Raw genomic sequence first — 18,745 nt, 5'->3', positions numbered from 1 at the left:
GTGAAGATTGTATTGAAGAAAACAAATTTAATTTATCCTCTTTTGATTGTAATTGCCTCTAGTAGCTACGGAATTTTGTCGACTATTGTCAAAGTAGCGATGCAGCATGGCTTTACATCTGCTGAGGCTGTATCGAGCCAATATATTATTGGCTTTATACTCGTTTTAGTTGTGTTTATGTTGACAGATAGAAAACTACCTAAGCCATCTAAAAAAGGCATATTTATATTATTATTCGCTGGTATTTTTACCGGGACCACAGGTATAGTGTACGGAGAATCTCTCAAATATTTACCCGCTTCTCTTGCGGTAGTAATGCTGTTCCAATTTACATGGATTGGTTTGTTAATTGATTGTGCTCTACATAAAAGATTACCAAGTCGACCTGAAGTAATTTCTATCATCATCTTATTTGTAGGAACGATTTTAGCTGCCGGGGTTTTAAATGTTGATTTAAGTGGAATCCCTCTCCAAGGGTGGTTATTCGGCTTTGCTGCTGCCGTTACCTTTGCCTGCTTCATTCAATTCAACTCTCGACCAGTAGAAGGTGTTACAACCACATCAAGGGTATTAATTGTTTCCTTTGTAGCCCTTATGATGATTAGTATTTTCTTAAGTCCAGAAGTGATTTGGAACGGCAAATTGTTTATGGAAGGCTTATGGAAGTTCGGATTAGCCCTCGGTTTATTCGGTATCATTTTACCTATATACTTATTCTCCATTGCCATTCCGAAAATTGGTGGTGCACTCGCGTCCATCTTAAGCGCGATCGAATTACCTGTTGCGGTTACCGTTTCCGTTATTGTCCTACATGAACCTTTAACTGCATTGCAAATTATGGGGATTGTTCTAGTAATAGTTGGTATGTTATTGCCGACAATTATTGCACAAAGGCGACAAAATGATAGCTTATTGGATGTACAAACTTAAACAGCTAGACAACTCCTTAAAAATGGAAGTATTCCTTTTTAAGGAGTTTTTTTGAATGTTACTGAAATCCCGTTGCTAATGGATTGGCACTTCGTTATGATAAAGGAAAAAGTAATTTTTTAAAAATTCTAACATTAAAGTTACCCCTTCGTATTATACTGCACTATGTAAGTACCTTACTTTAAGAAAGGGGAAGTGGATGAAAAAAACACATATTCTTAGTTTTTTCCTTGTGTTTATATTGTTTGTTTTAGCCGCATGTAGCGGGAATGATGACCAAAAAACTACAAATGATGCTGCCAATAACGATAAAACGACAGATGGCGACAAAACAGAAGTAGCGGCAACAACGCCATCCGGTAAGCTTGTTATTTACACAGGGCGTGACGAAGAAATGGTGCAAAATGTAATCGACCAGTTTAATAAAAAATATCCAGACATTGAAGTAGAGTTTCTAACAATGGGAGCCCAGCAAATTTTAGAGCGTTTACGTGGCGAAAAGGCTAATCCTCAAGCTGACTTTTGGTGGGGTGGCACACAATCAGCCCTTATCGTTGGGGCAAATGAAGACTTATTACATGCCTGGCAGCCTAGCTTTATCGACTCTATTGATGCTACACATAAAGATGTAGAAGGCCGCTGGTTTGGAGAGATGCTGCTACCAGAGGTCATTATGATCAATAGTGATTTATTGACAAAGGAAGATGGACCACAGGATTGGGATGACCTCCTGGATTCTAAATGGAAGGATCAAATTTTAATTCGGGGCGTACTAGCTTCAGGTACAATGCGCACCATATATTCTTCAATGATTGTACGACAAGATGCCCACTCACCTGATAAAGGCTATGAATGGCTATTAAAATTAGATGCTAATACGAAGGAATATACGCAAGATCCTAATGCTCTGTACTTAAAGCTAACACGACAAGAAGGCAGTGTCTCCTTGTGGAATCTACAAGATATTTTATTAAAAAAATACACAACTGATTATCCCTTTGATTATATTTATCCAAAAAGCGGAGCACCTATTTTGGTAGATGGTGTTGCAGTTGTCAACCATGCGAAAAATCTAGAGAATGCCAAACTATTTGTCGAATTTTTATTTGAAAAAGAGATGGTGACACAATTAGCAAATGATTATTATCAAATTCCTACACGATCTGATATCGATAAGGCCTCCATGCCTGAGTGGTATCAAGAATTAGATTTAAAAACATTCGATATAGACTGGCAGCAAATGTCTGACAAAGAGACTGAATGGATGGAATACTGGGATAACAATATTAAAGGCCGTGGTAAATAAGTATTCGGGTGAAAATCCAGCTTTTTTAGTGGATTTTCATCTACAATCTCATCCCCTATATAGCTATGAATCCTTTGTTAGAGAGGAGCTTTTTATTGAAAAGAGTCACAATCGAAAATGTCTCGAAGCAATTTGGTCAGTTGTATGGTGTGAAAGATGTAGATCTCGAAATAAAAGCTGGTGAATTCTTCACTTTTCTCGGCCCTAGCGGCTGTGGCAAGACCACTACATTAAGAATGATTGCTGGTTTTTATTATCCTACTAAAGGTAAGATTCTATTTGATGAACAAGATGTCACTCGGCTTCAGCCCAATAAACGCAATATCGGTATGGTATTTCAAAACTATGCCCTTTTCCCCCATATGACCGTTGATGAAAACATCGCATTTGGTTTACAGGTTCGTAAATTTTCTAAAGTAGAGATCCAGCACAAGGTTGATCGAATTAGAGGACAAGTAAAACTGTCAAATTACGGAAACAGAAAAATAAATGAGCTTTCTGGTGGGCAACAGCAGCGGGTAGCTTTGGCTCGAGCACTAGTCATTGAGCCAGATATTTTATTACTTGATGAACCATTATCCAATTTAGATGCAAAATTACGTGAGGAAACACGTATTGAAATCAAACGAATTCAATCTGAGCTTGGTGTCACGACGATTTATGTTACCCATGATCAAATGGAGGCCATGGCGATGTCTGACCGAATCATGGTCATGGAAAACGGCTATATCAAGCAAATTGGGACTCCTCAGGAAATATATCACCGACCTGTAGATCGCTTTGTAGCTAACTTTATTGGCGAAACCAATTTAATTGAAGGCACAATAGAAGCAATGGAAGACGAAGAACTACAAGTGAAAACAGCAAATGGACATATTTTTACTGGGCGAAAGCAACAGAGCTCTCCAGCATTAACGCATATGATTGGAGACAAAGTATTTATTTCAATTCGTCCAGAATCTATTCATTTAGGGACTGGGGATAATACATTAACAGGAAAAATAACCTTTGTTGAATTTACAGGCATTAGCGTCAATTATATTGTAGATTGCAACGCCTTTTCCCTTAAAGTAATGCTTATTAATTCTTATGACCAAATAAAAAAGATTGGCGAGGATATTACCATTACTATTTCACATGACTCGCTGTATTTTTTAGGGGAATAGGAGGAAGCCAATATGAAAAAGCAAACTGCCAATGCTTCTCAAGAAAGTATACGGACACGAATTTTTCATTCCAATTGGTTTATCTATGTATTAATATCGCCATTATTTTTAGTGTTGTTCGCCTATGTCGTCTATCCCTTCTATCAAACATTTACTCAAAGCTTTGCTGGGGATGAACGGTTCCTTCACTATAAAAAATTTTTCAATTTAGCAAGCCCAGCAAATTTAGAGGCTTTGTGGACCAGTATTTATATTTCTATTATTAGCGTCCTATGCTGCGCTATCGTTGGGGTAACTATGGCTTTTTTACTTGAACGCTATAACTTCCCTGGGAGACGAATACTTGCCATTTTAGTATTGGTCCCTATGGCACTCCCCCCCCTAGTCGGTGTGCTATCCTTTTCCTTTTTATACGGAGATAGTGGTATTTTCCCTCGAATCTTTCAGCATTTATTCGGCTTAGATCATGTACCTTTTTCATTGAAAGGCATTTGGGGAGTCATCGTTGTTCATACTTTCACCATGTATACTTATTTTTATTTAACCGCATCAGCTGCCATCAAGGGGCTAGACCCTGCTCTTGAGGAAGCTGCAACTAGTTTAGGTGCAGGGCGTATTCGCGTGTGGACAAAGGTTATTTTACCCATGCTGACCCCTTCCATTGTTGCCTCCTCCTTATTAGTGTTTATGATATCCATGGCCTCTTACACAGCACCCTTAATGTTTGGTGTGGAACGAACTATGACCATGCAAATCTACTTATCGCGCACTAATGGCAATCTTGAGATGGCTGCAACTCAGTCGATGATACTGTCATTTGTCTCTATTACATTTTTAATTATAATGCGTTGGTATCAAAATCGCAGAAATTATCAAAATCTCAGTAAAGGGATCAGTGTCCACCGCTCGGAGGTATCCTCCAAGAAAATAAAAATAGCGGCAACTATTGCCTCCTTTATCGGCACTTTGATTTTGATTTTACCAATATTAGTGCTGATATTAATATCCTTTTCTGTTGATGGGGCATGGAAGACTCAAATACTCCCTACAGACTATACATTGGATCATTACATGGCCCTTTTTACCGATGAGCGTACATGGCGACCTATTTGGAATTCTATACAGATGGGTATCGTCGCAACATTTGGCAATATGATCTTTGGTGTTGCCGCCGCTTATGCGATGGTCCGTTTAAATTTTAAAGGAAAGACATTGCTCGATATGTTAATAATGGTACCTTGGGCTTTACCAGGGACAGTTGTGGCAGTCAATTTAATCGCCGCCTTTAGCACGGAAAACATCTTTGCCTTTAATCAAGTATTAATCGGTACATTTTGGATTTTGCCATTAGCCTATTTCATCCGACATTTGCCACTTGTTTTTCGGTCAACATCTGCCTCTCTTGTACAACTGGATCCGTCAATTGAAGAGGCATCACGGGGATTAGGAGCCAATTGGTGGTATACATTTAGACGTATCGTCGTACCATTAACATTCACCGGAATATTAGCGGGGACACTATTAGCCCTAGTACAAAGCTTTGGTGAATTTGTTGCATCCATCCTTATATACAGTACATCTACTATTCCATTGTCTGTTGCTATATTTCAAAAATTGTATGCATTTAAGTTTGGGACCGCCTGTGCCTATGGTGTTTTACAAATTTGCTTAATTTTAGTTGTCCTTATTATTTCTGAAAAACTATCAAAAGGCAGTGCTGGTACAGCTATTTAACTGCTAATCTATTAGGAGGCCATGATAATGTTTGAAGATTTTCGCAACAAAACGCAGCAGGAAGATGGGATGATTTTCCCTTCTAACATCTATCGGAAAATTGTGTTACAGCCAGCTTATGAAGAGGCAAAGAAAAATTTTCTAACTATTATGCTTCAAATCAATATAGCTCATTTAAAAATGTTAGAGGAACAAGGACTTGTTAAAAAAGAGGAAGCGAAACAGATTGGGGCAGCACTAAAGAAAATAGATTTAAATTATTATCGTTTAGAAGATTATAGCCCCCAATACGAAGATTTATTTTTCCGCATTGAAAATAAATTAATAGAGCTTGCTGGTGATGTTGCTGGAAATCTTCATATTGGACGAAGTCGTAATGATATGGGCATCGCCATTTATCGTATGACACTCAGACAAAAATTGCTGCTATTAATGCGAGAGCTACTAACATTGCGAGATGATTTAATCGCTGCAGCTGAGGAGCATGTAGATACTATTATGATTGGCTACACACATACGCAGCAGGCTCAGCCTACAACCTTTGCCCATTATTTAAAGGCTGTCATCGACCAGCTTGAACGAGATTTTGAGCGCATGCAGCACGTCTATAAAACTGTTAACCGTAGCAGTATGGGGGCTGCAGCCTTAACTACAACAGGGTTTAATATAAACCGAGAACGAATGCGCGATTTGTTGGCATTCGACGATATTATCGAAAATGCGTGGGATGCAGTGGCAGGGGCTGACTATATTGCTGAAGCAGCAAGTATTGTACAGCTTGCGGCACTCAACCTTGGTCGTACCTCACAAGATTTTTTATTATGGGCTACCCAGGAGTTCAATGCCTTCACTCTCGCAAGTCCATATGTTCAAATAAGCTCTATTATGCCCCAAAAGCGTAACCCTGTTTCAATTGAGCATACCCGTTCATTACTATCGGCTGTTGTTGGAGATGCAAGCACTGTGTTACAGATGGTACATAATACACCGTTTGGAGATATTGTAGATACTGAGGATGATATGCAACCCTATTTATGGCGTGCCATCGACCGCTTAGTTGGGATTTATAAATTATTTGGCTCACTTGTTGTCACAATGGATGTGAACAAAAAAAAATTAAGAAATCGTGCAGAGAATAGCTTTGCTAATGTTACCGAGTTGGCTGATACATTAGTACGTTCAGAGGATATTTCCTTCCGCCAAGCACATAGCATTGTTAGTAAGTGTATTAAAGTATTACTTGCACATAGTGAGGAATCACTAGCAAGCCTTACATGGGGACTCGTTAATACTCAATCTAAATTAATTACAGGAAAAGAATTAAATATTTCAGAAGAGGACTTTTATAAAACCTTACAACCAGAATCTTTTGTTGGTGTTCGTACACTACCAGGTGGTCCAGCTCCAGCCACAATGAAAGCGGCACTTGAACAGGCAAAAATGAATACGAAAAATCTTTATGAATGGATTCAATTAAAGGAAAACTCCATTATTGAAGCGGAGAAAGAATTAACAGTCTTTCTTGAGGAATGGAGCCAATGATGAAATGGCTTCTAGTTATTGATGGCGGTGCGACAAAAACGGCATGTGCAGTCGTTCACGCAGAAACTGGTATTATGGAATATTCAGCTTCAACAAAGGGCTCCAATTATCAAGCCATTGGTATGGAAGCAGCTACAGCAATATTACAAGAGCTTTTAGCAAAGGTAGATACTTTTTTACAAAAACATGCCGGCTCTCAAATTGCTGTAGCTACCTTTGCCTTAGCTGGTATTGATTCACCAAAAGACAAGGAAATGGTTACAGCCATTATTCAAAATGCCCTATCAGCCACACAGCTTTCTATTGCTAATCTTATTATTGAAAATGACGCTGAAGCCACACTACTTGGGGTGACCGCTGGACAGGCAGGTGCATTACTTATTGCTGGAACAGGAGCTATTGCTTACGCCTATGATGGACAGCAAATGGTTCGTGCTGGTGGATGGGGACACCGAGCTGGGGATGAAGGTAGCGGTTTTTGGCTAGGGCAAGAGGTGGTAAGAGCCATCTTTAAAATGGAGGATGGTCGAGGTGAGACAACCATTTTAAAGGAGGCTGTCTTTCATTCTTTAGGTATACAAAATGTAACCGAGCTGGCTGAATGGTTATTTCATCCATCCTATACAAATGCACAGTTAGCCAAGATGGGATCATTTGTTGCTCAAGCCGTTGAACAACAGGATGCTTGTGCCATTCATATATCCCGACAGGCAGCTCAAGAATTAGCTTTTTTAGCAAAAGCGGTCTTAAAAAAAGTAGGCTATCAGAATGGACTGTTTCCTCTATATTGTAATGGAGGTGCCATCAAGCATAATCCACTTATTTTAAAAACATTTACAGATATTTTAGCATTAACCTATCCGCAGGTTTCCATTTCTCTTTGTGAGCAGCCACCAATTGCTTATTTAATTGAACGAACAAAAAGGGCCTCTGACTGTTTATAAGTCCTGCCCTTTTTTATGTCCCCATTTATAGGGCCATTTTCTTTAACTCATTCGTTGTGAAATAAAGATAGCCATCTTTCACAAATAAATCCTTTGTCTCTTCGCGGTTTAGGGGCTGTTCCCCGCTACCATCTGGACGAATCTTTGTTAAATAAGCGCCTCGGGAATAATTACTATAATAGAGCCATCCATCTGCATAAACGACGTATTGTACACGTGAATTTGTTACTCGTTTCGTCTTACCTGTCTTCATATCAAGCACATATAGCTTATTGTCATCAGAGATGTTGCTAAAATATAATTGATCGTCAACCTGTGCTGGGAAGTCTATATCATGATAGTAGCTATAAAGTGTGCTCGTTGCTTTTGGATAATCTTCAGCAATCCATGAGTGATCTTTTGCCATTGTGCGGTCATCCACTAAAAAGTATTGGTAACGAATCGCACCCTTACGATCTGGGACTGGATCATTCCAGGTCGTATCGAGGTGATACCATTGACCACCTAACTTCACTAAATTCCACGCATGTCCTTCTTGACCTACATATCCTACAATATATTTAGTCTCAATCCCAAGCTTTTGTAACATGGAGTGAGCAAGTAATGCATAGCCCTGACAAACCCCTCCCTGCTCTGCAAGAACAGTATAGGCACTATGGGGACTAGAATTCGTTTGATCGGTATAGGCCGTATTCGCCACAATGTAGTCATTAACAGCTCGTACCTTTTCTACGTCTGACATAGATTTATTACTGATTTTGGCGATGATCTCTTGGACATTCATCTCGACGTAGGCAGCTTGTTCTGGCGTCATTAAATAGCTTTGCTCCCCAAATATTGTTGCCTGGTTTCTTCCATATTCAAAACGAATTGAATGTTTACTAATATGGCCATACACATAATCATCTCGTTCGATTGCATTGTTATAGGCCTCTTCTACAATTTGTTCAATTCGTTGTGTATTCCCTTTATATTGAATTTCAAATTTCGGTGAGAAACTACTATAATACGCATACATTGCATCAGTCATTTCCTTAACGTTTGTCACAACTAACTTCGTCTCTGGCTTCTGAATTGCTTGAGCAGTAGGTGCTACCTCCATATCATGCATGTCTTCTATAGGTATGGCCGTTTCTATTGAGGCATTGTCTGAAAGTCTAGCAGTAACATCAACGATTTTGTCCTTTGTTGAAAGAAGCATTGTTTCTATTTCATCATTATTTGTCCAGTCCGCCACCTGCCGGACAACTGCTTTACCAGCCGTATAAATGGGGTCAATGAAAATAATGATTATCACAATAATAGCTAATTTCTTCCACAAACTCCTCACCTCCAACCTTCTTCTTTCATTATATACAAAAACAAGCACAAAGAACCCGTTCAAAGTCCTTTTATGCCTGTTAATAATTGTTATTGATTTAATTTAAGTTTATGCTCTTTAGCATTCATGTTATAGATTAAATAATTGTCACTAATCTTTAGATTCGTTACTGGCTGTTTAACCAATACTTCAGCCTTTAATGTTTTCAGATTTAGCTTTGTTAAATAACCGCTGTTACTATAATCACTGTAATATAGATTTTGGCCCATTCCAGTAATATACAACGCTCGTTTATCCAACACTTTTGTTTTTTTACCAGTTGCCATTTCTAGCTTATATAATTTATCGTGATCAGCCGTATTACTAAAATAGACGACATTATTTAATGGATACGCAAAATGAACATTTTGCATAAAGTTATATTTAGTGCTTGAGGCAGCAGGATAATCTGTCTGAATCCAAGAATGATCCTTCTTAAGCACTTCATCCGTCACTAAAAAGTAATCATATGATGCAGCACCAATGCGATTTGGTAGTGGATCATTCCATGTTGTATCCAAATGATACCATTTACCATCTACTTTTACCAAGTTCCAAGCATGGGCTTCATTTCCATTTACAAATCCCACCACATATTTTGTTTCAATTCCACTCTGTGATAACATTGCCTGTGCAGCTAAGGCATAACCTTGGCAAACAGCTTGTCCTTCAAATAGCAATGCATAGGCACTATGGGGGCTTGCTTTTGTTTTAGTCCCATAACTAGTATTCGATACAATATAATCATTAATGGCTTTTACTTTATCAAATTCAGTCATAGACGGTTTTATAATATTTTTCAGTACTTGACCAATCTTTTTTTGTACAGCTGCTTCTTGTGTTTGATTTGTCAGATACTTTATTTTATAGGATACGTTCCCTACAGAATCTGCCGAAATTTTAATGCTTTCCATATGTCCACTTGCATATACAGTCTGCTTTTTAGCTTGATCTAAGGCTTCCATAATCTCTTTTTTGAAATCGCTCATCGGCCCAGTATATGTAATATTTATATCTGTCTCAAAACTATTAATTTTCTTTATTAGTTCTTTTGTAAACTGCTCCCAGGTTGTTACTGTTGAATTTGCTATAACAGGATTTATTACGGAAGTAGTTTCCCTTTGCTGTGCATAAGCAGCATTAGGGCTTAACATGAGTAAAGTAGCGCCACATAATAACCATTTCTTCATAACACTATCACCTTCCCTTTACGCTATCGTTATTATTAGCATAACAAAGAAAGTGACTACTAGGCTATGAGACAAGTTCCCCAACTAAGACCTTCAACTATAAAAATAAGATTAACCTTATAATAATAATTACCTAAAAATAGAATATAGGCGTCGATTATAACTATTAAATTGTAAAAAAATAAAACTCACTACATTCCAGTGAGTTTTACGATGATTAACGACTTTTCACTACTAAGTTAACCGCTTCCTGAATGGCCTCGTTCATCTTTTCGCCATCTCCTTCAGCATTTTGCACACATTCCAATAAATTTGTACTAACAATCACACCAACTGTTCGGTCTACAGCTGAGCGAACGGCTGATAGTTGCGTAATTACTGCCTTACAGTCTTTTTCCTCCTCCATCATCTTTAAAATACCACGTAGCTGACCTTCCATCCGTTTTACACGATTTTTAACTTGATCTGAATATTCCATAAATATGCTCCTTCTTTCTATACTCGCTACGTTCTATTGAGTAATTGTTATACTTTATCCTAGCTCTTTATTTTAATTTTAAACGCTAATTATTATTGTTTCTTGGTCGTAAATAATTCATAAGCATCCTCGTTATAATGGACCTTGCATTAGTTACTTCATCATACTGAATAATGGAATTCTTTTTTATTCGTAACTGCCCAATCTCTACCTCGAAAATAGGGCATTTTCTTTTAAGTGCAGCAATTAGCATATTTGTATCATAATCATAGCGTTCACCTTTCACCTTCATTAGCCACGGCAATTCATTCATCGAAATATAACGTAAACCGGTTTGAGTATCCATTAATTTCCTGTGATATAGCAGTTCAAAAAAGAGGCTTGTTGCACGATTTCCCCAATATGAAAGAAAGGTACTATCTACTGAATGGAAGTTTCGTACGCCTAGCACAATACCCTCTGAAAAGACCTTCGTCATCGTTAAAACAAGCTTCACATCTTGTAATGTATGCTGACCATGTGCCCCTACTGTGAGTACCCCATGAAATATTCTCTTTTGCTCTCGAATATATGTAAAGGCTGTTTTTAGTGCACCACCTTTTCCAATATTGTCTCGATGCTGAAGGACTTGGCATCCTTCTATATTGTTTAGATCTTCAAAAATCTCTTTATATTTCTGATCACTTCCATCATTGACAATAATAATTTGTGTAATGGTCGTTGCTAGTAATTGATGTACATAGGTAATGAGTGATTGTTGCGGATTATATGCTGGAATAATAGCTGCAATATTTTTCATTTCTATCCTCCACCTATAGGCTGTCAGGCTCTTCATATTTATGAATTTCCCTTATATCAAATAGTATCATGTAACAGCAACAATTCAACTGATGAATCCCATGAAAACATATCAATAATATCGATATTTCTCCGATATATGAAAAAAGAGAGTACCACGAAAGAGGGTGAGCACTATCGTCATACACTACGGAATTCTTGAAGAACAATGTCACAAGTTAAGACAGTTGTCGTACGCGGCATTAGCTAAAAATTTACAGGAAGCTAGTTTTTTCGCCATTTCAAACCCTCAAGTTTCTTTACAGAAATCTCTTCTAGTAGTAGAGGAAATTTTATATGAGGTTTATCAATTGGAAATGCATACTACGCCCAAACTAAAAAATGTTCGCATGCTGTTAAATAATCGGAGTTTTACAGCTCATATTCATCCTCGACGGATTTCCCTATTAATGAATCTCGTATATAAAATGACGAGCCATACTAGTAATGAACTTGTGGAGGCAAAGGCGGCTAAAATTGTTCTCGATTATACAAGTGATATTGTTGAATGGTTTATAAAGCGCTATGATCGTAGCTTTAATTCGAATGTCGCAGAAGAGAAAGATTTGATGTTGGATAACACCCTATATCAGCGAGACCACTCACCAGATGCTTATAAGCATGCGGCTGAATGGTTTGAAATTGCGGCACAAAATGGAGATGCAAGTGCCCAATATAATTTAGGGGCTCTTTACAACCAAGGTCGAGGGGTTAAAAAAGATTATGCGCTTGCGAAAATGTGGTATGAACGAGCCGCAGATCAAAACGATCCCAATGCACACTATAGTCTCGGCGTACTCTTTCATCTAGGACAAGGTATAGAACAAAATTATACAGAAGCCGCCCATCACTACCAAATAGCTGCAGATTTAGGGAATGCAGATGCTCAGTACAATCTTGGTGTTCTTTATAATCAAGGGCTAGGCATGTCGCAAAATTTCCTCGAGGCAGCCAAATGGTACACCTTAGCCGCAGATCAAGGAAATACCAGTGCACAAAACAATTTAGGATTTCTTTATCATAATGGTACAGGTGTAGAACAAAGTTATGTGGAGGCCAGCACTTATTTTGAAATGGCTGCCTTAGCTGGAGATGCAAGTGCTCAATATAATCTGGGCTATATGCATCTGAAAGGTCGTGGCATTCCTCAAAACTTTACAGAGGCAGCCAAATGGTTTCATATGGCCGCTTTACAAGACCATATGAATGCAGAATTTCAAATTGCCATGCTCTACAACACTGGCCAAGGAATACCTATGGATCACCTTGAGGCTTTAAAATGGTTTAAGCTAGCAGCACATAAAGGACACTTACATGCACAATTTTACCTTGGTCTTCTCTATGAAAAAGAACAGGATATGGTGTTAGCTGAGAAATGGCTACTCTTAGCTGCTGAAAAAGGACATATTAGCGCTGGCTTCGAGCTTGGGCGTCTATATGTTTATCAACTTCATCAACCAGATAAAGCTCTACCCTATCTGAAGGCTGCGGCTGAAAAGGGCTATGTGGATGCTCAATATGAGCTAGGACTTTTATTAACTGCAGGAGATGGTGTTCCGGTTAACTATCCAGAGGCAGTACAATGGTGGAGAGCGGCAACTGACCAGTCGCATATTCAGGCTGAATATCAATTAGGCCTAGTATATGAGCAAGGATTAGGGGTTTCTATAGATCTTGAAGAGGCACGCAGATGCTATCGCTTAGCTGCTATTCAGGGGCATGCTGGTGCCCAATATCAGCTTGGTAATTTATTTGATAAAGGCAAGGGTGTTACACAGGATTACACAGAAGCTGCCAAATGGATTGAGCAAGCTGCGGCACAAGAGCATATAAAGGCACAGTACCAATTAGCACAAATGCACATTCATGGGCAAGGCGTCCCAAAGGACTTTGCTAAAGCTGCCCAACTCTATAGATTAGCTGCTAATCAGGGGCACCAAAAGGCACAATTCCAACTCGGTCTGCTCTATAAAAAAGGACAAGGTGTTGCCCAAGATTATCAAGAAGCTACAAAATGGCTGAAAAAATCGCTGCAAGATATCCAATAAACATAAAAAACCTACCGCGTCACGACTAGCTTATGTAACACGGTAGGTTTTTTTAATTTTTTAAATCCTCTTGTTGTTTAATCATAAATGTTACTACAATGAACAAAGCAAAGCTAATCAATAATGTAGTTCCACCTACAATAAAGAACACTAAAGTAAATGTGCTGCCAAAATGAAATGGATTGATATTGTAAAACCACATCCCTAATGTTAAGCCAAAAACGCCAAGAATAGCTGTCCAACCATGTATATTCACTAATTTTTGTGATTTGACTTTAAAAGCTCGATAAAAAATACCCCACGCAAACATACTCAGCCAACCAACAAGTAAAATATGGGCATGTATCGGTCTATATTCGTAGCTACCTGAACCAGACATATGTGAGCCTAAATAGGTCCCGATTAAAGCAAAAATGGCTGCCAATCGAATAAGGCGTATGCTCCACTTCTGTTCCATAAGAAAACTCCCCCTTAGTTTGTTTCAACTAAGTAGCAGTTTATCGGGAGAACATGAACTTTACATGAACTCCTTATGACAAAATGGGGAGATCTATATAAACCTTTGTCCCCGCATTGACTGTACTTTCTATATGCACAGTACCTCCATGTAGCTCTACGATTTGTTTAACTATCGCTAACCCCAATCCAGTCCCTTGCTTCGTTCTAGAAGTGTCTGCTCGATAAAAACGGTCATAGACTTTTGCTAATTGAGCTGCAGTCATACCTATTCCCTTATCCTCAACAAGGATTTCAAGCGAAGCAGGTTTTTGCTGTAAATATAGATGTATTTGACCTCCCTGGATATTGTACTTAATCGCATTTGTCAGCAAGTTGTCCCAGACATTTTGTAGAAGCCCTGCATCCCCATTAAAAATAACCTGCTCCAGTTTGTATGTGATTTGGAGCTGAGCCTCTTCCATTTGCCAGCGATATTTTCGTACGCTTTCCTTTAACTGTTCATCTAATCGGTAGCGCTCACGTTTGACAATTCGTGTCGATTGGTCAAGCGATGTTAATAACAATAATTGCTTCGTTAAAGTTGATAAGCGTTTAGTTTCTAATTCGATAATGGCTGCATACTCCTGTCGTTCCCTCTCCTTCAGTAAAGGATTTTTTAGTAAGTCAACATATCCTTGAATATTTAATAAAGGGGATTGAAAATCATGCGATACATTACTTATAAACTCCTTACGCACGCGATCATTTTCCTGTAATTTTTCTGTCATTATATTAAAACTAGTAGCCAATTGGCCTAATTCATCATTACGATCAATGTCTAAAACGGTATCAAACTTTTCATGTGCAAGCTGTCGAGTCGCCGCTGTTAGCTTTGTAATGGGACGAATTAATGCCTTCGCAAATAGCAGCATAGCCAGTAAACTCAGTACTATCATCGCAAGCATTAATCCACCAAGCAATGTATGCACCTCCGAAAACAATAAGCGAATATCTGGTCTTATGAACAATGCATAGGACTTATTTTCATACGTAAATGGCACACCGATTGTATTAACCAACTCATTAGCAAAAAAGCCTGTCATAAAAGTTTCTTTTGGGAAATCTCGCATACCATGGTAGACTTCACCGTTTAGAACATGCTCTACAACCGATTCTGATAATGTCTTATCACGATATTCTCCACCAAAGAAGTTTCCTTGTTCTCCAGTTGTTACATATATTTGATAACCAATTTCGCCAAGTGTCATGAAATAACTATTTAAGTCCTCTGGCTTCGCAGTCTCAATATATTGCGCAATCCCCTGTGCGATAATAACGTTTTTTGTATCATTTTTTTCTTTTACAACTTGATGATAATAGGTATTCGTCGCTAAAAAACCAATACACAAGCTCCCAATCATCACTAGCAATGTTGTCATTACAAATTTACTGTATAAAGTTTTCATGACGTTGCCTCTAGCTTATAGCCAACGCCTCGTACCGTGATGATTTCCACAGCCGTATCAAAACGATTTAATCTCTCTCGAACCCGCTTCACATGCGTATTCAATGTTTGTTCGTCTCCATCATAATCATAGCCCCATACTTGCTCCATGATATAGCTCCTTGTAAATACTTGATTAGGTCGTGATGCCAATAAGGCCAGTAATTCAAATTCCTTTAAAGGTAGGATAAGAGTCTCTTCTCCAATAATAACCTCGAAGCTACGACGATCAATGACTAATTGGCCAACTTGGATGGTGATTTGATTTTTCTTATCCATTCTACGTAATATAGCTGCTATACGAAACAATAATTCCTTTGGCTCAAAGGGCTTCACAACATAATCATCTGAGCCAGCTAAAAAACCTCGCTCTTTATCTTCAAGCTCACCCTTTGCTGTTAATAATAAAACAGGGATATCGTAATCTTGTGTTAACGTTTCGGTTAGTGTGAATCCATCCATTCCTGGCATCATCACATCTACAACTGCTAAATCGGGTAAATTCCCGTTAAGTAATGCTAGTGCTTGCTGGGCATTTTCTGCACGTAATACTTGATAGCCTTCTCTTGTTAAATAAATATTTACTAGCTGTAAAATATGTACATCGTCATCGACAACAAGAATTCTCATCTACTTACCTCCAGTCAATATGAAAAAAACCCGCTCACTTGGAACGAATTTTTTATCATAGATCCCTATTATTTTATAACGAAAATATACAAATCAACAGTAATAAGAGAAAGGGTAATCCAATGACAATATATCCTCTTGGATTGGCAAGGTTCATCGTCCAACCTACCCCAAATCGTTTCTCTACAAAAACTGAAGGATCTTGTCGATTCATATAAATTAAACCGCCCTTCCAATAACGATCTTCATCCACATCCATGACCTGTGAATCACTATTTTTTTCGTACCGAACTCTATATTTGCGCTTTTTCACCACATAAATTAAGAGTGAACCAAGCACAACAGCTAAAAATAAAATAAATAGCGGTAGTAGCTTATAGCCTACAGTCATAGCAGGATAGATATTACTAAGTTGCAACACCGTTAATAACACTGTTATAGCATAGCTTACCAATAAAATTTGCCAACTTATATATTTTCGAGTCTTTAGCTGATCCTCCAGCGATTCCTCCTTGCGATTTACCGCTATTTTGATGGCAGAACGTTTTATTGAATCAATAATGCCCCACATCATGAATTGTATCATTAGCATAATAAGGGGCAAAGAAATGGCTGTTAAATACGTCTTGTTTCTCCACGCATCTGCTTCTCCACTTGGTCCCCAATGTACGGCTATATTAGCTGGCATTTTATCGTAATGAAGGATTGTATAAATAATTAAAAATCCTGATATCACTAAAGGCACAGCAAAGAATGACCAAGGAAGCATCTCATCACGGCTTCTTGCTGTGAGATCGACTGCACGCACTTGTTTAATATTAACGCCCCACTGCTCCTGCCTTTTTAGGACTGATATCTTTTGATGATATACCCAGTATAGCCCCATACTCACTGTAAGCATGCTCCATAAACACCCGAGTAAAAATATACCTCGAACGGATTCAGAGGTAAATAAGTTGTAGCTAATAATCATAACGATTAAAAACACAATACCTGTGCCTCCGACTATTTGAGCATAACGTTTTTTCAAATTAGCTAGAGCAGGGTGCTTAATGTTTTGATCGGGCACAGTGACACCGAAAACAATGGTATCACGTACGATAAAAGGAACGATCATTTGTAAAACTAATGTCATGATGTATATAGATATAAAAACACCAAGTAGCATTTGCTACACTCCCTCTGCTGGAATATGCAAGTCTGCGAACACCTTTTTCATCATGTGCTCAATTTGTTCTACTGTTGCGCCGAGCACCATACCTTCTGCCACAACAGGCTTTAAATTCTTTTCAATTTGTCGTAGCTGCTCAGGCGTCAAAGCCCTCTCCTCCGTTGAACGTATAATGGCCCCCGATTTCGCGCGTATAACTATTATTCCTTTAGCCTCTAATTCATGATAGCTTTTATTAACAGTATGCATATTAACACCTAAGTCAGCAGCTAAACTCCGAACAGATGGTAAGGTCTCCCCTTGCTTCATATCACCTCTTGCTATCCCTTCAATGATTTGACGTGTCACTTGTTCATAGATGGGAACTTCCGATTGCGTCTCTATTTGAATAAACATGTTTATCAGCTCCATATTTGTTATATGCTTAGTATAACAAATATTTATTAAATGTACATGAAGTACAAATTATTTATAGTGAGCGCTTAATCGTCTCGATAAAATTTTGCACCAGTAAATTTTGCTTTTCATTCTTCCTCGTACAAATGGAAATTTTATGTTTAACTGGATGTATATCTTTAATAATAACTCTTGCCAATTGACCACTCTCCACATATTCCCTAACTGCAAGAGAGGAAATAAAGTTCGCACCATATCCTGCTATAACGGAACGTATTGTTTCATTAATCCCATTAAATTGTAATGCAATTTTAGGGGGCTCTACTTGGTACGTTTGACATAAGGAAAAAAGATGCTCCCTCATCGAACTCCCTTTCTCTCTCATAATAAATGGCTCCTGAAACATTTCAATTAATGTAATGGTTTGATGAGCATACCTATGATGGGGCGACACTACAAACCATAATTCATCTTCGTATATCTCCTCCCACCATATTTCTTTAGGCCTCTCAGAAATTCCTCCACCATATATGGCAATGTCAGCTTTATAGTGTATAAGCTGCTCGAAGGCATCCTTGGTATTCGTTGTTGTAATCATTAAATTTACATGTTCATTCATAGCCTTAAATGCAGCCGCCCATTTGGGAATTAAAAAATTAGCTGGTAGGTAAGTAGCTACTATATGTAAATCCCCCGCTTTTGCTAGGCGGTAATCTTCTACAAATGATTTTATATGCTGTTCGAGGGCCATAAAATGTTGAGCTTTCTCTGCTAGAGCTTTGCCAAACTCCGTAAGTACGACCCCTCGCCCCTGCTGCTTAAAAAGTTGTACACCTATTTCATGCTCAAATCGTTTAATTTGGCTCGAAACAGCAGGCTGGCTAATACATAATAATTCAGCCGCTTTTGTGAAACTACCAGTAGTAGCAACATGATAAAACAATTTTAAGCCATGAATATTCATCATTTAACCCCTTTCCATAACATTTAGTTATATATAAATAATTATAATATATTTTTTTTATGATTCACTTTATCATAAACTCTATATGCAAGCTTGCACTTTTAAAC

Annotated in this window: 17 protein-coding genes; 7 read left to right on the top strand and 10 right to left on the bottom strand. The window is 38.2% G+C overall.

All coding sequences use genetic code 11. The features are described 5' to 3' along the window. Positions 1 to 12 precede the first annotated feature (12 nt). From ACE1MS_RS00720 to ACE1MS_RS00695, 6 genes are all read left to right on the top strand, one after another. On the top strand, positions 13 to 930 hold the full coding sequence (locus ACE1MS_RS00720) for an EamA family transporter (RefSeq protein ID WP_206700860.1): 918 nt from the start codon (positions 13 to 15) through the stop codon (positions 928 to 930). 199 nt (positions 931 to 1,129) lie between these two features. Next, positions 1,130 to 2,236, top strand: coding sequence for an extracellular solute-binding protein (locus ACE1MS_RS00715; RefSeq protein WP_031418061.1), 1,107 nt, complete (start codon positions 1,130 to 1,132; stop codon positions 2,234 to 2,236). Positions 2,237 to 2,331: 95 nt separating this feature from the next. Continuing rightward, positions 2,332 to 3,402 carry an ABC transporter ATP-binding protein gene (locus tag ACE1MS_RS00710; protein ID WP_289449987.1) on the top strand — a complete coding sequence of 357 codons (1,071 nt, stop codon included), beginning with the start codon at positions 2,332 to 2,334 and terminating at the stop codon, positions 3,400 to 3,402. A 12-nt stretch (positions 3,403 to 3,414) separates the two neighbouring features. Further along, positions 3,415 to 5,136 (top strand): ABC transporter permease, encoded by a 1,722-nt coding sequence (locus tag ACE1MS_RS00705; RefSeq protein ID WP_289449985.1) that lies wholly within the window; start codon positions 3,415 to 3,417, stop codon positions 5,134 to 5,136. Between the two features lie 27 nt (positions 5,137 to 5,163). Beyond that, a complete protein-coding gene (gene argH, locus ACE1MS_RS00700) occupies positions 5,164 to 6,678 on the top strand; it encodes an argininosuccinate lyase (RefSeq protein ID WP_012292418.1) in 1,515 nt (504 codons plus the stop codon). Next, on the top strand, positions 6,675 to 7,622 hold the full coding sequence (locus tag ACE1MS_RS00695) for an N-acetylglucosamine kinase (protein WP_036160585.1): 948 nt from the start codon (positions 6,675 to 6,677) through the stop codon (positions 7,620 to 7,622). The genes argH and ACE1MS_RS00695 overlap by 4 nt, the downstream gene beginning before the upstream one ends. A gap of 25 nt (positions 7,623 to 7,647) precedes the next feature. On the opposite strand, the gene ACE1MS_RS00690 is transcribed toward ACE1MS_RS00695, so the two are convergent. From ACE1MS_RS00690 to ACE1MS_RS00675, 4 genes are all read right to left on the bottom strand, one after another. Continuing rightward, on the bottom strand, positions 7,648 to 8,952 hold the full coding sequence (locus ACE1MS_RS00690) for a transglutaminase domain-containing protein (protein ID WP_230584522.1): 1,305 nt from the start codon (positions 8,950 to 8,952) through the stop codon (positions 7,648 to 7,650). Positions 8,953 to 9,032: 80 nt separating this feature from the next. Continuing rightward, positions 9,033 to 10,172 carry a transglutaminase domain-containing protein gene (locus ACE1MS_RS00685; RefSeq protein WP_036160584.1) on the bottom strand — a complete coding sequence of 380 codons (1,140 nt, stop codon included), beginning with the start codon at positions 10,170 to 10,172 and terminating at the stop codon, positions 9,033 to 9,035. Positions 10,173 to 10,389: 217 nt separating this feature from the next. Continuing rightward, positions 10,390 to 10,650 carry a metal-sensitive transcriptional regulator gene (locus ACE1MS_RS00680; protein ID WP_004233098.1) on the bottom strand — a complete coding sequence of 87 codons (261 nt, stop codon included), beginning with the start codon at positions 10,648 to 10,650 and terminating at the stop codon, positions 10,390 to 10,392. A gap of 85 nt (positions 10,651 to 10,735) precedes the next feature. After that, complete coding sequence (locus ACE1MS_RS00675; protein WP_036166515.1) at positions 10,736 to 11,449, bottom strand: glycosyltransferase family 2 protein; 714 nt, start codon at positions 11,447 to 11,449, stop codon at positions 10,736 to 10,738. Between the two features lie 166 nt (positions 11,450 to 11,615). Between ACE1MS_RS00675 and ACE1MS_RS00670 the strand changes: the two genes are divergently transcribed. Next, positions 11,616 to 13,535 (top strand): SEL1-like repeat protein, encoded by a 1,920-nt coding sequence (locus ACE1MS_RS00670; protein ID WP_231112976.1) that lies wholly within the window; start codon positions 11,616 to 11,618, stop codon positions 13,533 to 13,535. Between the two features lie 52 nt (positions 13,536 to 13,587). On the opposite strand, the gene ACE1MS_RS00665 is transcribed toward ACE1MS_RS00670, so the two are convergent. The 6 genes from ACE1MS_RS00665 to ACE1MS_RS00640 form a co-directional block, all read right to left on the bottom strand. Beyond that, the gene (locus ACE1MS_RS00665; RefSeq protein WP_012292412.1) at positions 13,588 to 13,992 is read right to left on the bottom strand and encodes a hypothetical protein; all 405 of its coding nucleotides are present in this window, start codon (positions 13,990 to 13,992) and stop codon (positions 13,588 to 13,590) included. Between the two features lie 73 nt (positions 13,993 to 14,065). Beyond that, positions 14,066 to 15,439 (bottom strand): HAMP domain-containing sensor histidine kinase, encoded by a 1,374-nt coding sequence (locus ACE1MS_RS00660; RefSeq protein ID WP_031418051.1) that lies wholly within the window; start codon positions 15,437 to 15,439, stop codon positions 14,066 to 14,068. After that, the gene (locus ACE1MS_RS00655; protein ID WP_012292410.1) at positions 15,436 to 16,107 is read right to left on the bottom strand and encodes a response regulator transcription factor; all 672 of its coding nucleotides are present in this window, start codon (positions 16,105 to 16,107) and stop codon (positions 15,436 to 15,438) included. The genes ACE1MS_RS00660 and ACE1MS_RS00655 overlap by 4 nt, the downstream gene beginning before the upstream one ends. A 73-nt stretch (positions 16,108 to 16,180) precedes the next feature. Next, positions 16,181 to 17,275: a DUF1648 domain-containing protein gene (locus ACE1MS_RS00650; RefSeq protein WP_031418049.1), complete on the bottom strand. Its 1,095-nt coding sequence runs from the start codon at positions 17,273 to 17,275 to the stop codon at positions 16,181 to 16,183. Between the two features lie 3 nt (positions 17,276 to 17,278). After that, a complete protein-coding gene (locus ACE1MS_RS00645; protein ID WP_012292408.1) occupies positions 17,279 to 17,674 on the bottom strand; it encodes a GntR family transcriptional regulator in 396 nt (131 codons plus the stop codon). Between the two features lie 73 nt (positions 17,675 to 17,747). Next, positions 17,748 to 18,638, bottom strand: a complete 891-nt coding sequence (locus tag ACE1MS_RS00640; protein ID WP_031418047.1) for a LysR family transcriptional regulator — start codon at positions 18,636 to 18,638, stop codon at positions 17,748 to 17,750. Positions 18,639 to 18,745 lie beyond the last annotated feature (107 nt).

This window comes from Lysinibacillus sp. fkY74-1 (assembly GCF_053165895.1).
Note: the sequence above shows the minus strand (reverse complement) of the source record. Positions and strands in the feature narration are given on the sequence as shown.

Bases quoted from the DNA above. Each gene is read 5' to 3' on its own strand.
- ACE1MS_RS00715 (WP_031418061.1), top strand. From the start codon at position 1,130: ATGAAAAAAACACATATTCTTAGTTTTTTCCTTGTGTTTATATTGTTT.
- ACE1MS_RS00705 (WP_289449985.1), top strand. From the start codon at position 3,415: ATGAAAAAGCAAACTGCCAATGCTTCTCAAGAAAGTATACGGACACGA.
- argH (WP_012292418.1), top strand. From the start codon at position 5,164: ATGTTTGAAGATTTTCGCAACAAAACGCAGCAGGAAGATGGGATGATT.
- ACE1MS_RS00695 (WP_036160585.1), top strand. From the start codon at position 6,675: ATGATGAAATGGCTTCTAGTTATTGATGGCGGTGCGACAAAAACGGCA.
- ACE1MS_RS00685 (WP_036160584.1), bottom strand. From the start codon at position 10,172: ATGAAGAAATGGTTATTATGTGGCGCTACTTTACTCATGTTAAGCCCT.
- ACE1MS_RS00680 (WP_004233098.1), bottom strand. From the start codon at position 10,650: ATGGAATATTCAGATCAAGTTAAAAATCGTGTAAAACGGATGGAAGGT.
- ACE1MS_RS00675 (WP_036166515.1), bottom strand. From the start codon at position 11,449: ATGAAAAATATTGCAGCTATTATTCCAGCATATAATCCGCAACAATCA.
- ACE1MS_RS00665 (WP_012292412.1), bottom strand. From the start codon at position 13,992: ATGGAACAGAAGTGGAGCATACGCCTTATTCGATTGGCAGCCATTTTT.
- ACE1MS_RS00660 (WP_031418051.1), bottom strand. From the start codon at position 15,439: ATGAAAACTTTATACAGTAAATTTGTAATGACAACATTGCTAGTGATG.
- ACE1MS_RS00655 (WP_012292410.1), bottom strand. From the start codon at position 16,107: ATGAGAATTCTTGTTGTCGATGACGATGTACATATTTTACAGCTAGTA.
- ACE1MS_RS00650 (WP_031418049.1), bottom strand. From the start codon at position 17,275: ATGCTACTTGGTGTTTTTATATCTATATACATCATGACATTAGTTTTA.
- ACE1MS_RS00645 (WP_012292408.1), bottom strand. From the start codon at position 17,674: ATGTTTATTCAAATAGAGACGCAATCGGAAGTTCCCATCTATGAACAA.
- ACE1MS_RS00640 (WP_031418047.1), bottom strand. From the start codon at position 18,638: ATGAATATTCATGGCTTAAAATTGTTTTATCATGTTGCTACTACTGGT.